Origin of the sequence: Kosakonia sp. R1.Fl (genome assembly GCF_023516815.1) — a bacterium.
GTDB lineage: Bacteria > Pseudomonadota > Gammaproteobacteria > Enterobacterales > Enterobacteriaceae > Kosakonia.
On the sequence record NZ_JAMGSQ010000001.1, the window covers coordinates 1,012,528 to 1,026,874 of the forward strand.

Below are 14,347 nucleotides of genomic sequence, written 5' to 3' on the forward strand. Positions count from 1 at the left end.
GGCTGCGGTTACAGTTCGAGTATCACGTGTTCAAGTTTGGCTAAAGGAACCGGACGGGAGAGAAAATAGCCCTGCGCCGCATAAGCAGGCGAATCCTGAACATCGCGCCACTCCTCCAGCGTTTCCACGCCTTCGACAATCACGCCCTGGCAATAGCGGTTCATCAACTGCAACAGCATAGTGAACAGATTTTGCCCTTCCGGCGTTTTACGCAGCATGATGAACAAATCGCGTGCCACTTTGATGTAGTCGTAACGCACTTCGCTTAACGCAGAGAAATTCGCCATGCCGGTGCCGAAGTCGTCCAGCCACAGCGGGCCGATTTCGCTGATCGAGGCGAACGTCGAATCCTGCGGGAGACGGATATGCTCCACCAGTTCAAAGCGGATCCACGGCAGCGAATTAACCAGCGCCATCAGATCGGTATCCTGGCGCATCGCCAGCAGGGTTGGGCCGTCAACATTCACCGAGGCCAGCACATCATTGCTGAGGAAAAACGCTTTTTGTTCCGCCAGCAGCGCCACTTGCTCATGCACCACATCAACACGCTGGCGCACCGCCACTTCGGAAAAGTAGCGATCCGGCGCAATGCGCGTTTCCGGCTGCGACGGATGGGTAACAATGGTCAATACTTCAACAGCCATCAGACGACCATCGGTTTTATAGATGGGCTGATAAGTATAAGCACGTTCGCATTGCAGCCAATAACGACGCTCCTGCAAGCTTTCAATGCTTGCTTCCGGAATGTTTAGCTGCTGGATGACCTGCTTTAACTTCATTTCTGCTGTCCTGTCGAAGGCGATGACCGGGAGGAATTCGTCAATGAGTTATCGGCGGGCGTGTCGATAACTTTACGCTCCGTCTGCGGGCAAATTTAAAAACCGCCGACGGGAAATCTGCCAGGAACAGGTTTTAGCTCAAAAAAATACTGGAACGTTGTTTTAATATAGTTGACCACGAATCACCCACAACGCACACTACCGTTAATTTATCTGATCCAGGTTGATGACTATGTCCAGGAAAATTGCCGTCATTGGCGAATGTATGATTGAACTGTCACAAAAAGGCACGGAAGTGAACCGTGGCTTTGGTGGCGATACGCTTAACACGTCCGTTTATATCGCCCGCCAGGTCAATCCTGCGGCGCTTTCCGTGCACTATGTTACCGCGCTTGGCACCGACAATTTCAGCCAGCAGATGCTGGATGCCTGGCAAAGCGAGGATGTCGATACCAGCCTGACACAACGTTTGGAAAACCGTCTGCCTGGTCTCTATTACATCGAAACCGACAGCACCGGCGAGCGTACTTTCTACTACTGGCGTAACGAAGCAGCCGCCAAATTCTGGCTGGAGAGTGAGCAGTCTGCGGCTATCTGCGAACAGCTTGCGACCTTCGATTACCTCTACCTGAGCGGCATCAGCCTTGCCATTCTTAGCCCGACAAGTCGTAACAAACTGTTGTCGCTGTTGCAGGCATGCCGTGCGAATGGCGGCAAAGTAATTTTTGATAACAACTACCGTCCGCGCCTGTGGGCCAGCAAAGAAGAGACGCGTCAGGTTTATCAGCAAATGCTGGCTTGCACGGATATCGCGTTCCTGACACTGGATGACGAAGATCTGCTGTGGGGCGAGAAACCGGTAGAAGAAGTTATCGAACGTACGCAGCGCGCGGGCGTAAAAGAAGTGGTTATCAAGCGCGGCGCAGACTCCTGCCTGGTGGCGATTGCCGGTGAAGCGCTGGTGGAAGTTCCGGCGGTGAAACTGCCAAAAGAGAAAGTGATTGATACCACAGCGGCCGGGGATTCCTTCAGCGCGGGTTACCTGTCGGTACGTCTGACCGGTGGCGATGCAACAGAAGCGGCAAAACGCGGACATTTAACCGCCAGTACGGTCATTCAGTATCGCGGCGCGATTATTCCGCGCGATGCCATGCCGCAATAACGATGTTCACCCCTCTCCTTTACCGGAGAGGGGTGGCTAAGCTACTGCTGCGGGGGAATGTCCGAGACGTCAGAATGGCTTTCGTCACCACTGGCAGCAGGCGCTGCGGCGTTATCCGCTGGCGGTGCCATCACTTCATCCCACGTTGCCTGCAAATCCTTCATGTTGAACTCCGGCTCGCCTTTTGGCTGCAGCAACACCAACGCCATATCCTGTGAAAGCTGCTGATGCAGATCCTGGTTCAGCATCTGCGGCGTCAGGTTGTTCAGGAAGCTCTGGCGCAGCTTTTGATACTGCTCCGGCGCAATATCCACCACCTGGTTTTGCAAAGAACGCATCCGCTGGCTGATCAGAATATCGGTACTGGCGCGCGCATAGGTGGCGAACAGCTTTTGCAGCTCAAGGTTTTTCTGCGCGATAAGCGCTTTAAATTCCTCTTCCGGCAGCCCTTTCTCGCGCACTTTCGCCAGCTCACGCGCAATCACGCCGACATTGGTATTGAGCTTGTCATTAGGTGAATCAACGTTAATGGCGCATTGCGCCCGCTGGAATAGCACCCGGCAGTCAAAACCGAGACCAATCTCTTTGGCGTTGTTTTTGCTCAGGTTCTGCTGGATATGCCAGAACAGGGCTTCACGCGCTAAATCCGCACGCCAGTAACGCTCAAGCGCGGCGGACTCGCGAATCGGTTGCCAGGCGGAGTCCCACATGATCGACAAACGATCCTGGGTGACACCCTCGCTCATCAGGCTAACCGACTGGCGCGGCAGCGGCGACAGCGTCGCAACCGGCGCAGGCGTCTGGCGTTTCCCTTTCAGCTCGCCGAAGGTTTTACCAATCTGCTCGGCGATAGCGCGGCTATCCACATTCCCGACCACAATCAACGTCATCGCGTCCGGCGTGTACCATTTTTCGTAGAAACCTTTCAGTTGCGCCGCATCGACCGGCTCTTTCAGCGTTCCGGCGGGATCGTGCCCCAGCAGCGGCGAACCTTTCAGGCGGTAGCGCCACCAGCTGTCTTTGGTGTCGGGCGGCCAGGTAGCAACCATATCGTTGCTGGCAAGAGCGTGATTCACCGTTTCCGGCGTGATGGTGAGATTCCCGGCGGCATCCGCCAGGTAAACCATCGCCTCTTTCAGCAAGTCGCTGCGGTTGTTCGGTATGCTGAGGTTATATTGCGTGTATTCGTAGGAGACCAGCGCCGGCGGCAGCGGGCGCTTCGGGTCAATACCTTGTTGCCACAGCGAGCGCACCTGGGAAGGTTCGAGCCGACCACTATGGGTCAACGCAACGCGGGGAATAAAGTGGCTGAAACCGCTCTGTTGGCTGCCTTCGGTGAGCGAACCGGTATCAATAGACAGGCGAATCTCAATGCGATCGCTGGGGCGCTGGGGTGTGGCCAGAACTTGCCACTGAAAACCATTTGCCAGCGTCCCTTGTTGCCAGGCCGGGTCAGGCTGGAGCGCATCTGCCTGCACATAACCGACAGCTGCCAGCATCAGCAAACCGCCCGTTAACAGTCGAATTTTTGTGCCCTGCATGTGAACCCCTAATCAACATTCCTGGTTAAAAAGTATGCCCGCGCAAAGGGGCTAAAAGCGTGTTAAAACACTTCGCTTTTAGACCGCGGGAAATGCAAAACGTCACATCGCGATGTGAATTATCACGAAATTTCATCGTAAATTGTGACGGATCCAGGAGGTAATTATGCGCAGGTACCCGCAGCCCGACAAGGGACTGCGGTCATAAGTCACGAAATTATGAAGAAATTCCGGGGGTTTTCGCCGCGCTGGAACGGTTATCCAGCGTGTCGACCAGCTGTTTTTGATCCAGCTCTTTTACCCACTTCGCCACCACGATAGTCGCGACGCCGTTGCCCACCAGGTTGGTCAGCGCGCGCGCTTCGGACATAAAGCGGTCAATGCCCAGAATCAGCGCCAGCCCTGCCACCGGCAAATGCCCGACGGCGGAAAGCGTGGCTGCCAGCACAATAAACCCGCTGCCCGTCACCCCGGCGGCGCCTTTTGATGACAGCAGCAGCACGACCAGCAACGTGATCTGATGGAAAATATCCATATGGCTGTTGGTTGCCTGGGCGATAAACACCGCCGCCATCGTCAGGTAAATGGAGGTGCCATCCAGGTTGAAGGAGTAACCGGTTGGAATAACCAACCCGACTACCGATTTACGGCAGCCCAGGCGCTCCATCTTCTCCAGCATGCGCGGCAGCGCGGATTCAGATGAAGAGGTACCCAGCACGATCAGCAGCTCTTCGCGGATATAGCGGATAAATTTGAAGATGCTGAAGCCTGTCGCACGGGCAATCGTACCCAGCACCACCACCACAAACAGAATACAGGTGGCATAGAAGCAGATAATCAACTGGCCGAGTTGCACCAGCGTACCGACACCATATTTGCCGATGGTAAACGCCATTGCCCCGAATGCGCCAATCGGCGCAAGGCGCATGATCATGTTGATGATGCCGAAGATCACCTGCGAGAAACTTTCGATAACGTTAAAAATCAGCTGGCCTTTATGGCCTAAGCGATGCAGCGCGAAGCCAAACAGCACCGCGAACAGCAGCACTTGCAGAATATTGCCGCTGGCGAAAGCGCCAATCACGCTCGCCGGTATGACATCAAGCAGGAAGGCGACAATCCCCTGCTGTTGCGCCTGCTCGGCATACACCGCCACGGCTTTGGCATCGAGTGTTGCAGGGTCGACGTTCATTCCGGCGCCCGGTTGCACCACGTTAACGATCACCAGCCCGATAATAAGCGCCAGCGTACTGACAATTTCGAAGTAAAGCAGTGCAACCGCACCGGTACGACCTACCGCCTTCATGCTTTCCATGCCGGCGATACCAGTAACAACAGTACAGAAAATCACCGGGGCAATGATCATCTTGATGAGCTTCACGAAGCCATCACCAAGCGGTTTCATCTGCGCCCCGAGTTCAGGGTAGTAATGACCAAGCAGAATACCGATGGCAATCGCGGTCAGAACCTGAAAGTAGAGACTTTTAAACAGGGAGGTTTTCATAAGGTGTCCTTGATATTAAACCTCAGGCTTTGTAGGGTTTTCAGTTAGCCTGCGGTTTAAAAATAACACCCGTCAAACATGACAGAAATAAACTTACATCAAATCTGAAACAACAATGTTAAAAACTTTGAACTGACTCGCACAAGCCCGTAACAAATTACGTGTTTTCAGGCTTATCCGATCCAGCAAAGAACTGCTGTTCAAACGCCTCGGCAGACGCCGCGCGGCCAAATAAAAAGCCCTGCGCCACATCCACACCCGCGTCAGCCAGCCATGCCCGTTGCGCTTCATTCTCCACCCCCTCAGCGACGATGCGCAGATCCAGACTACGCGCCAGGTGGATAATGGCGGCCACCATGCTGTTTTCATCCGGCAAACCTTCAACAAACATTTTGTCGATTTTCAGCACATCCACCGGCAGCGACTTCATATGATGCAACTGGCGCAGCCCGGCATAACCCATGCCGAAATCATCCAGCGCAATGCGCACCCCGGCCTCACGCAGCGGGCGCAAAATCGCCACTGCGGCCTGGGGATCATCAATGTGGCGACTTTCGGTCACTTCGAGGATCAACGTCTGCGGCGCAATACGGTAACGCTGCAATAAATCCAGCATATCGGCCAGCATGGTGGGATGCGTCAACTGACAGGCCGAGAGATTCACCGAGAGCGGCAGCATAATGCCCCGCGATTGCCAACCCGCCAGCAGACGGCAGGACTCTTCCAGTACCCAATAGCCGACGTTGACCATCAATCCGCAGGACTCAATACGTTCGATAAGCCCTTCCGGTAATGCCCAGCTGCCATCTGGTTGGCGCAAACGCAGCAACGCTTCCGCGCTCACCAGTTCACCGCTCGCTGCATCCACCTGCGGCTGCAACCAAATCGCGAAACGTCCCTCATCGAGTGCGGTAAGAATGTCGCTCTCCTGCGCCAGCCATTGCTGTGCCCGTTCCATCTGCTCTGGCTCGAAGAACTGGATCTGGTTTTTCCCTTTGCGCTGCGCGCTGACGACAGCGGAAGCGGCCCGGTGGTAAAGCTGCCCGGCAGAAAGGTTGCCGTAAAACATCGCCACACCAATATTGGCATTGGGACGCAGTTGGATGCCGTGCAGCGGCACACGCTCGTTAATTACAGTGAGCACTTGCTTACCTAGCGTCATGGCATGCCACGGCTCACTCACACCGTGAGCGATAATCGCAAAGTCATAAGCGCTCACCTGCGCCAGCACCCTGTTCGGCGTCAGTATCGATTTCAGTTTCTCCACCAGCGTCAGCAGCAACATCTCGCGCTGAGACTCCTGCAGCACACCGGCGGTATCACGCAGTGTTTCGCAGGTGATAACCAGTAGCGCGGTGGGGTTTTGCCGGGTCACCGTTTGCTCCAGCAGCGCCATCAGGAAGGCTTTATTCGGCAATTCAGAAACCGGGAAATGCGTCGCCTGGGTGTTCAGCTCTTCTTGCTGACGCAGCAGCAACTGCTGGTTGCGGTTGTAACTGCGCACCATGATGCCGATTTCATCATCATGATGGAGACGAGGCACCGGCAGTTGATGCCCGGCCAGCTCCGACGCCGGAAGATCGTTAAGCGCCCGTGAAATTTTTCGCAGCGGGTGAACCACCAGCCGGTTGATACACCAGGTGAGCGCCACCGTGAGCATCAACGTCAAAAGTAAGTAAGCCGTCACTAACGTTGATAAGGTGCTGATGACGAACTTGTAAACCCGATATGAATCCGCCTGCAGCACCAGGTAGGCCAGCGGCTGCGGGTTTGCCGGGCGCTCCAGCGAATAGATAGGCAAGGAGATCTGTACAGGCAGTTCAAACATCCGGGTAATCATCACCGGAACCGGACGTTCCGGGATAAAACTCATGCGCAAGGCCTGAAATTGATTCGGCAGCACCACATCCGCGCGGCTGACAACGCCCGCCGGTTTAATCTGTTTGATAATCGCTTCTGCTTCGGGAATATCGGCTTTTAAAATCGCCGCGGAAAGCGGTTCGCGTACGGAGCGGGCAATGCTTTCCAGTTGTGTGGCCGTGTTATAGCGATTCTGCTGTAAGAAATGGAACAGCAAAATGACGCAGAAAATAAAAACAAACACCATAGAGACAACAGCAACCATGGCCATTTGTTTAATGGTTAAAGAACGGCTGACACGCAAAATCACTCTCCAGAGACACAATGAGCGCAGAACAGAAAAAAAGGGTACTTAGCCGCCAGAGTATACTCTATCGCACGTCGCTTGAGATAAACCGCTAAGCAGAATCTCAATCAGGGTAAAACTGCGGGGAAAGAAGGTGATAACGTGTTGAATCTCTGGCGGTTAACAACGGTGCGATTATCGCTTTATACCGTTATTTCCCGCCAGGAATACTCCTTTTTTACCAGTCGGCGTGCGGCACTAGCGGCTGGAGCGGCATATCCATATCGCCCTGCCAGCCCGCACCGGAATAACGCACATAAATCAGCGCGTGGCTTGGGGTGTAATCTTTGGCCTGCTGAATATCGACACCCGCACCGACAAACCAGTGGGACGTCACCCGGCGTTCAATGAGCGCACGCGCGGTATAACCATAGCCATTACTGCTGCCGCCGGATTCGGTCTGCTCGCTTGCCAGGGTGCGGAAATTCGCAGGAATCAAGCTAAGCAGTGGATAGCGCGGCATTGTTTTGGTGCGGGAGTGCGACCACGACACCGTACCGCCAAGTTCCCAGGACCAGTTCTCGGTACGCTCACGCCACAACACCGGAACCGAGAAAGAGAGATATTCCTGCGGGCTGTAGTAACCGCCATGGCCTAAGGTGTAATAGCTCAAATCTTTGTCGTAGTGCCAGATCATATTGTTCAGGCCCACGGTAACGCGTCGGTTGTTCTCATTGATGAGCTTGTAGTAGTAACCGGTCATCCAGCGCACACGCCAGTTGTCGTCAACGTTTTTGCCTTCCAGCGTATCCGCCCCGAGACTCGCCCACACGCCGTTCGCTTCGCCCTTGTCATAACTGAGACTCAGCGTGCCGCCGTTCACCCGTACGCCACCCCAGGTTTTACCGGTGTTGCTGCTCGGATCTTGTTGCCCGCCAAAGGCCAGCAAGGAACTGGAAATGGGGCGGCGATGTAAATCCACGGTATAGCCAAAAGGCCCGAGATCGCTGCTGTAACTGACCCCGCCTACCACATCCACAACGTTAAAGCCCATCGGCGTGGTGCCAATATCCATCGACCAGGTATTGTTTCGCCACCCCACCGCAACGCTGGCACCGCTATCAGACTGGTGGCGATTCCCGCCAACGCAAGGCACATCGACACAGGTACCAAAACGGGGGTTATAAGTACCGTCATCGCGTTTACTGAAAGTTCCTACATCCATATTTATCACGTCAGTCCGGAAAAACATCCGCCCGTCCGACAGCGGTGCATCCACCTGCAACATGGTGTTATGCGCTTTCAAATCCGAATAACCGCCCGTGCCGCTGGAGTCCGAAAACTCATGCTGCAATGTGACATTCAGATCCTGCTGACGATAGAGATCGGCAGCATCGCTGCGCACGCCGCGTTTCAGCCAGTCATCTTTTTCATCATTGCGTGTCAGGCGGGTAAAGGTGTCGTTATCCACCGGGCGCGTCGTCGTGACGCCAGACGCTACCATCGCATCTTTATAACTGTCCAGTGCCTGCTGTGGCTCGCCGGTTTGTACCTCAAAGCGCGCTGCATCGCGCAATACCAGCGCGCTCTCCATTGATGGCGGCTGAGATTTCGCCTGCGGGACAATGGTTGTGAAGATCCGTTTTGCGCTGGCGGTATCGCCCAACTGGGTTTGTACCAGCGCCAGCCGACGCTGGGTGTTGATTGATGGCGGCTGGGCGGGCGTCGCTGCCGGCAGTTTCGCCAGCGCCGCACGCGCGGCCATGCGATTGCCGTCTGCGGCATACAGCTCCGCAAGGCCAAGCAATGCCTCTTCATTGGCGGGTTCTCTTTGCAGAACACGTTGGTAATAACGTTGTGCTTCGCCGTTGTCGCCGCGCTGCTGCGCCCAGTCGGCGAGGGTTAAATCAATGCGTGAAGACGCCGGTTGCTGCGCCAGCAGCGCTACCGCCTGATCTTCATGACCGCCATCGCGCAGACGGTTGGCATTGTCCAGCAACTGGTTGGCTTGCAGCCTGTCGGCCAGCTCCTGAATATTGCTGTTCCACTGGCTTTTCGGCAGCGCATTTAGGTGATTCAGCGCCGCCAGTGGCTGGTTATTGCCGGAAAGGTAGAGGCCATACGCGTAGACCTGTTCCGGGTCGCGCGGTTTGAGCGTGACCAGACGGTTCATCTGCGAATCGGCTTCGCCCCGCTGCCCCGCCTGGCGCAGATCGCTGGCCAGCCGGTAGGTTATCCAAACGCTACCAGGATCGAGCGCCAGCCGCTTACGTTGCAACTCTGCCGCTTGCGCCCATTCACCTCTGTTTTCCAGCACTTCTGCCTGTTGCGCGAGCCGGTCGTTCGTCAACCCGCGTTCAATATCATCAATGCTGCGCCGCTGGCTGGCAGAGAGCGACTGAATAAACTGTTCCGCTTTTTCCGGCGACTGCGCGCGGTAAATATTCGCCAGACCGCGCACCGCGTTGCTGTTGCCGCTATCCATGCGCAGCGCCTGGCGATAGAAACCTTCGGCCGCCGCATTATCTTTGCGCACTGCGGCGGCATCACCAAGACCCAGCACCGCGTAGCTGTCAGTGTTATCCGTGTTGCGCGCCTGCTGGTAATAACGTTCCGCCTGCTGCACGTTGTTGGCTTTCAGCGCCGCATCACCCTGCTGAATCAATAGCCAGTAGCGGTTAGTTTTCAACAAGCTGTCCCACTTGCTGCGATTGCCGCTGGTCGGATCCATGGCGATGGCTTTTTCCAGTTGCGCCACCGCGCGGGCGCGATCGCCGCTTTGTGAATAGGCTTGCCCCAGTGCCCCGACCGCTTCGCTGTCCGCGCGGTTAGCATTGACCGCTTGCTGCAACTCACCCACCGCTTTCGCGCCCTGCCCGGCATCCACCGCCGCAAGCCCTGTCGCTTTCGCGCGAAACGCCGGGTCGGCCAGCTGTTTTTGCTGCGCGGCAAGCAGCGTACGGGCACTGTCTACCGTGTCGCCGGAACTAAACAGCGTCAGAAAACGCTGAAGGGCTTTTACGCTGGCATCGCTGGTCGGCATCGCCTGAATTTGTTGATACCAGATGCTCGCTGCTGCTGCGCGGCCGTTGCTGGTTTTCGCCATCTGTTCCAGCACCGCATACCCTTCCGCGCTGCGCCCGTCGGCAAACAACATTTGCGCCAGCCCGCCCTGCAGCTGATCGTTGCCAGGGTTAGCGGCATTTAACGCCTGCAAACGTTTAACCGCTTCCGCATGACGCGCGGGCACTTTTGCCACCAGCATCCAGTACTCAACCGCCAGATCGCCCTGCGGCGGGTTACCTTTGAATAAGGCGTCGTAGGCCGCAAGCGCTTCCTGCGTATGGCCGGTAGTGGCCTGCAAACGCGCTTGTTGCAGCGCCTGGCGGCCTTCCGGCGTGGAGAGCGCCATGGTGGTCACCGCCGATTTATAAGTGCTGGAATCGGGTGCCAGCTGTTTCATGCGATCAAGCTGCTTTTGCGCGCCCGCGTTATCGCCCTGGCGCAGCAAATAACGTAAGCGCGCGGCGATAACTTCCGGGTCATCCGGCGCGATAAGCTCAAGGCGATAGAGCGACTGGCGCACCAGATCCTCACGCTTGGTGCTTTCGCCAAGGCGGACTTGATCAAGCAGTTGCTGCTGTGCGCCAGCATCGGCCGCATGCGCGGCGGGAGCCAGCGCAAGGGCGAGTGAGAAACAGAGTAAGCTTACTGTGAAGTTGCGCATTCCTGGCCCCAGTCAGGTTGTAACTCACCGCGAGGGGTGAAGCGAAAACGGTGCTGGTCCCACCCCTGGCCAAACAGGGTCAGAACATAGCTATAGTAGGCATCGTCGCCGGGGAAATGATCGGCGACCCATTGCCGTTGTACGGCTTGCGCATCGCGATCCTGTAAAAAGGGCAACAGCGCGGCGGCAAACCCCACCGGGCCATCTCCAAGAGTTTTTCCGCTCGCCACATCCACTTTTTCCGGCACGCGGCCGTTTTTCACGGTCACGCTGGCCATCGGTTTGAATTTTTCCAGCAGGCGCGCTTTCTGCGTGTCCCGGTCGTGCATCATGCCGACCCACAAATAAACGCGGATGGCATCATAACTGCTCACCAGCGTCTTTTCGGACTTAAGCTGCCAGCCGCTCCCTTTCTGAAAACGTACCCAATCGGGTGCAAAGCCTTTCGGCGCGGTTTCCAGCAACAGGCGAAGGTTGGTTTCGCGCAGCGTCGACCACGGTGCGCCAAAGCGGCTGAAATAGCTCGCCAGTTGCGGAGGCAAATAGCTCGGGTTAAAACGCCAGGTGGTCGGTTCGGCAAAGCCGATTTTGCCCGGCAGCAGCATCGAGCCCAGCCCTGGCACCGTCACCACTTCTTCTTTGGCGACGAGGGCTAACAGCGACTTACCCGTCTGGCTGTACTCGTCGTTTTTCCATAAACGCCCCGCTTCCAGTAGCGACCAGGCAATCCACAGATCGGAGTCAGATGCCGAATTGGTGTCGAGCACCGCCCAGCTATCGTCCTCTTTTTTGCCCCACAGCCAGGCGGGAAGATGGGTACTGAGCGAGCCCTGCGCCAGGTTGTTTTGCGTCCATTGCAGCACCCTGGCGAAGGTGTCGCGATCGTTAGCCGCCAGCGCGAAGAACAGCGCATAACTCTGCCCTTCCGAGGTGGTTATCTTGCGTTGATCGCTGGGATCAACCACCCGGCCACCGTCGCTGATATAGGCTTGTTTGAAGTGATCCCAGGCAGGCCAGGTGCAGGCGGCGCGCACATTTACCGCCGCCAGCATCAACGCCACTATCACCCACCAACGTCGCGTTCTCATTTTCGTTACTCGTGATCCGGGTCGAGACGGCGACGGCTAATGATCCGCAGCAGACGCCACAGCACCCACGCCAGCAACACCACGCTGATTGCCGCCAGCACCGCCAGCAGCACCGGATGGTTAGCCAGCGCGTACCAGATGCGCTCAAACCACGGCAAGTGGCCGACATAGTAAATATCGCCGACGCGCAGGCCACTTACGCCAGATTCACGAATCACGGTCACCGAACCATAAATCGCCGCGCGCTTGCCGCTGTCATTCATCGCGCCGTTAAGCAATTCATACCCGCGCGGGCTGTCTGCCAGCAGCGCGACCACACTGCGCTGATCGTGATACGGCGACTGGAAGCCGACAATCGCCGCCATCGGGCCATCGGACGTGATCCCGGTTTGCGCATCGGCCTGACGGTCGGCGGCATCCGGCACAATCGACGGGAACGGCGTCTGGCGCAGCGGCGTTTTCACCCAGCTTTGCGCCGCATTCACCAGCAGATCGATTTTCTTATCGTCTTTTAACGCTGGTGGAATGGTACCGATAATCATGATGTCGGCGTCTTTATCCTTGATTTGATTACCATCGTTAGTCAGCTGCACATTGATTGCCGGGAAACCAGTTTGTGCGCCCACCGCACCCAGCGAATCGAGCAGTGTACCCATCTGCGCAGGCGTGGGCTGCGGCGGCGTGACGACGATAGTTTGCGACAAATCGGCCATCCGGCTAAACGGGAAGCCCGCATTGGCGAAGGCGCGTAAGTCCGGCATCGCAATAAAGTGGTAATACTTCGAGAAATCGATGGTGGAGTCGTCGCCAATCACCACGCGGTTTGGCACCTGCTGGAAGGTCACGCAGTTCTCAATAGTGCCGCCCGGCATCGGGTTCATATACTGGAAATCAAAGCGCAACTGGTTCACCGCGCCCAGCTTCAGCGCCGGAATAGAGACATCCGTTTTGCTGTCCAGCAGCCCTTGCAACACCGGGAGATGCAGCAGCAAACGGTTGGTGTCCTGGTTGCTGGTCAGGTTGAAATATTGCAGGAACTGGTTGTTGAGGCTGATATCCATGCGCGAGCTGTCTTTGGTCGGCGGCGCGGTGTAACGATAATTCAGGTTCATATCGATACCGGTACTGCGCAGCAAATAGAGATCCGGCGGCAGGTTCAGCGACACGTTAATCGCCGAGGGTTCCAGCCCGGTCGACTGCAACTGCTCTTCATAGGTTTTCAGTTCGCCAAAGGTAACCGGGCGGTCGGTACGTATCCAGTTCGGCGCATCGTAAGGCTGGCGCGCCAGCAGCGGTTTCACCTCATCCACCGTAACGCTATCGCCACGGAACAGCACGTTACCCTGAGCAATACCTTTCGCCGCCTGCATCAGATCTTTGTCATCCCGACCAGACACTACCAGCAGCTTCACGTACGGGTTATTCGGGTGGTTGATCATGCTGATGGTCGGCCCTTTCACCGCCGGCGCATCACGCAGGAAATCAGGACGTTTGTCATTGGTGGCGAAGACGATCGCGTTGCGGTCCGGCAACGCGTTGTAAGTGACCGGGAAGCTCTGCCCACGCCAGCCGGTGCGGGAGCCAAACCAGGAGGCAATAACCGCAGCGGCCTGCTGTTGTTCAATGTCCGGTGCGCCGGCGAAAACCATCGGCAGCGTCAGCGCCCGGTTGTCACGCGGGTCGAAGAACGGGATCGGGAAGTGGGAGAGATCGTTTTGCACCGCCAGCTTCTGGTAAGTCAAATCCAGCGAGCTGCTGCGACCAATATCCAGCCACAACGTGCTGCTGGCCGGGTTTTCGCACACATCACGATAGTGGCCGACGAATTCCAGCCGCACACGGTTAAAGTCGGTGATAAACAGCGGGTTGATCGGCACCTGCGCCAGCGTTTTTTTGCCGAGTTGCTCTTTGGTGACCGGCAAGACGCCCATCAGTTCATCATTCAGATAGACCTTCAACTGAGATTGTACGGGCAGCAGAGAGGGTGATGGCGTGTACTCAAGGTTGAGCACCGCTTTCGAAACCAGCTCATCGCTGCGCATACCAAATTCAACGCCGCCGTCCGGGTTGATACCGCGCAGCACCATGCTGCCCGGCGGCGGCGCGATTTGGGCGAATGTCAGTTTCACATCGCGCGACGGCGCGTTGGCGTCGACCACCGGCGCACTTGCCCCCGGTACGCCCGGCATCACCTGTCCGACAACGTTCTGGCCGTCTGTCGGCGTGGTTGGCGTCAATGATTCCGTTTGTCCCGGCGCAGGCGTTGCCACCGGCTCAGTGGCGGGCGCAACAGCCGGAACCGTCGGGGCTGGCGCTGCATACGTCATCACCGGAGATAAAACACTCGTCCCCATAGCCACTGCACAAATCCAGGAAAGTTTTCTTTTCATCGCGTTTTCA

At 56.6% G+C, this 14,347-nt stretch carries 8 protein-coding genes; 1 reads left to right on the forward strand and 7 read right to left on the reverse strand.

What is annotated here, in order from left to right; genetic code table 11:
* Positions 1-8: 8 nt before the first annotated feature.
* Positions 9-779: a cyclic-guanylate-specific phosphodiesterase gene (gene pdeH / locus M8Q36_RS04830; RefSeq protein ID WP_249880174.1), complete on the reverse strand. Its 771-nt coding sequence runs from the start codon at positions 777-779 to the stop codon at positions 9-11.
* 232 nt (positions 780-1,011) lie between these two features.
* On the opposite strand from pdeH, the gene kdgK reads away from it, so the two are divergent.
* The gene (kdgK, locus tag M8Q36_RS04835) at positions 1,012-1,941 is read left to right on the forward strand and encodes a 2-dehydro-3-deoxygluconokinase (protein ID WP_249880175.1); all 930 of its coding nucleotides are present in this window, start codon (positions 1,012-1,014) and stop codon (positions 1,939-1,941) included.
* 41 nt (positions 1,942-1,982) lie between these two features.
* Here the strand turns inward: kdgK and M8Q36_RS04840 are convergent, their stop codons facing one another.
* The 6 genes from M8Q36_RS04840 to bcsB form a co-directional block, all read right to left on the reverse strand.
* Positions 1,983-3,482 carry a M16 family metallopeptidase gene (locus M8Q36_RS04840; protein WP_249880176.1) on the reverse strand — a complete coding sequence of 500 codons (1,500 nt, stop codon included), beginning with the start codon at positions 3,480-3,482 and terminating at the stop codon, positions 1,983-1,985.
* A 217-nt stretch (positions 3,483-3,699) separates the two neighbouring features.
* Complete coding sequence (locus M8Q36_RS04845; protein WP_017458265.1) at positions 3,700-4,986, reverse strand: dicarboxylate/amino acid:cation symporter; 1,287 nt, start codon at positions 4,984-4,986, stop codon at positions 3,700-3,702.
* A gap of 157 nt (positions 4,987-5,143) precedes the next feature.
* Complete coding sequence (gene hmsP, locus M8Q36_RS04850; RefSeq protein WP_249880177.1) at positions 5,144-7,150, reverse strand: biofilm formation regulator HmsP; 2,007 nt, start codon at positions 7,148-7,150, stop codon at positions 5,144-5,146.
* A gap of 220 nt (positions 7,151-7,370) precedes the next feature.
* Positions 7,371-10,859 (reverse strand): cellulose synthase complex outer membrane protein BcsC, encoded by a 3,489-nt coding sequence (gene bcsC, locus M8Q36_RS04855; RefSeq protein WP_249880178.1) that lies wholly within the window; start codon positions 10,857-10,859, stop codon positions 7,371-7,373.
* Positions 10,841-11,947: a cellulose synthase complex periplasmic endoglucanase BcsZ gene (gene bcsZ, locus M8Q36_RS04860; protein WP_249880179.1), complete on the reverse strand. Its 1,107-nt coding sequence runs from the start codon at positions 11,945-11,947 to the stop codon at positions 10,841-10,843. The genes bcsC and bcsZ overlap by 19 nt, the downstream gene beginning before the upstream one ends.
* 5 nt (positions 11,948-11,952) lie before the next feature.
* Positions 11,953-14,337, reverse strand: coding sequence for a cellulose biosynthesis cyclic di-GMP-binding regulatory protein BcsB (bcsB, locus tag M8Q36_RS04865; protein WP_249880180.1), 2,385 nt, complete (start codon positions 14,335-14,337; stop codon positions 11,953-11,955).
* Between the last annotated feature and the right edge of the window lie 10 nt (positions 14,338-14,347).

Bases quoted from the DNA above. Each gene is read 5' to 3' on its own strand.
- pdeH (WP_249880174.1), bottom strand. From the start codon at position 779: ATGAAGTTAAAGCAGGTCATCCAGCAGCTAAACATTCCGGAAGCAAGC.
- kdgK (WP_249880175.1), top strand. From the start codon at position 1,012: ATGTCCAGGAAAATTGCCGTCATTGGCGAATGTATGATTGAACTGTCA.
- M8Q36_RS04840 (WP_249880176.1), bottom strand. From the start codon at position 3,482: ATGCAGGGCACAAAAATTCGACTGTTAACGGGCGGTTTGCTGATGCTG.
- M8Q36_RS04845 (WP_017458265.1), bottom strand. From the start codon at position 4,986: ATGAAAACCTCCCTGTTTAAAAGTCTCTACTTTCAGGTTCTGACCGCG.
- bcsC (WP_249880178.1), bottom strand. From the start codon at position 10,859: ATGCGCAACTTCACAGTAAGCTTACTCTGTTTCTCACTCGCCCTTGCG.
- bcsZ (WP_249880179.1), bottom strand. From the start codon at position 11,947: ATGAGAACGCGACGTTGGTGGGTGATAGTGGCGTTGATGCTGGCGGCG.
- bcsB (WP_249880180.1), bottom strand. From the start codon at position 14,337: ATGAAAAGAAAACTTTCCTGGATTTGTGCAGTGGCTATGGGGACGAGT.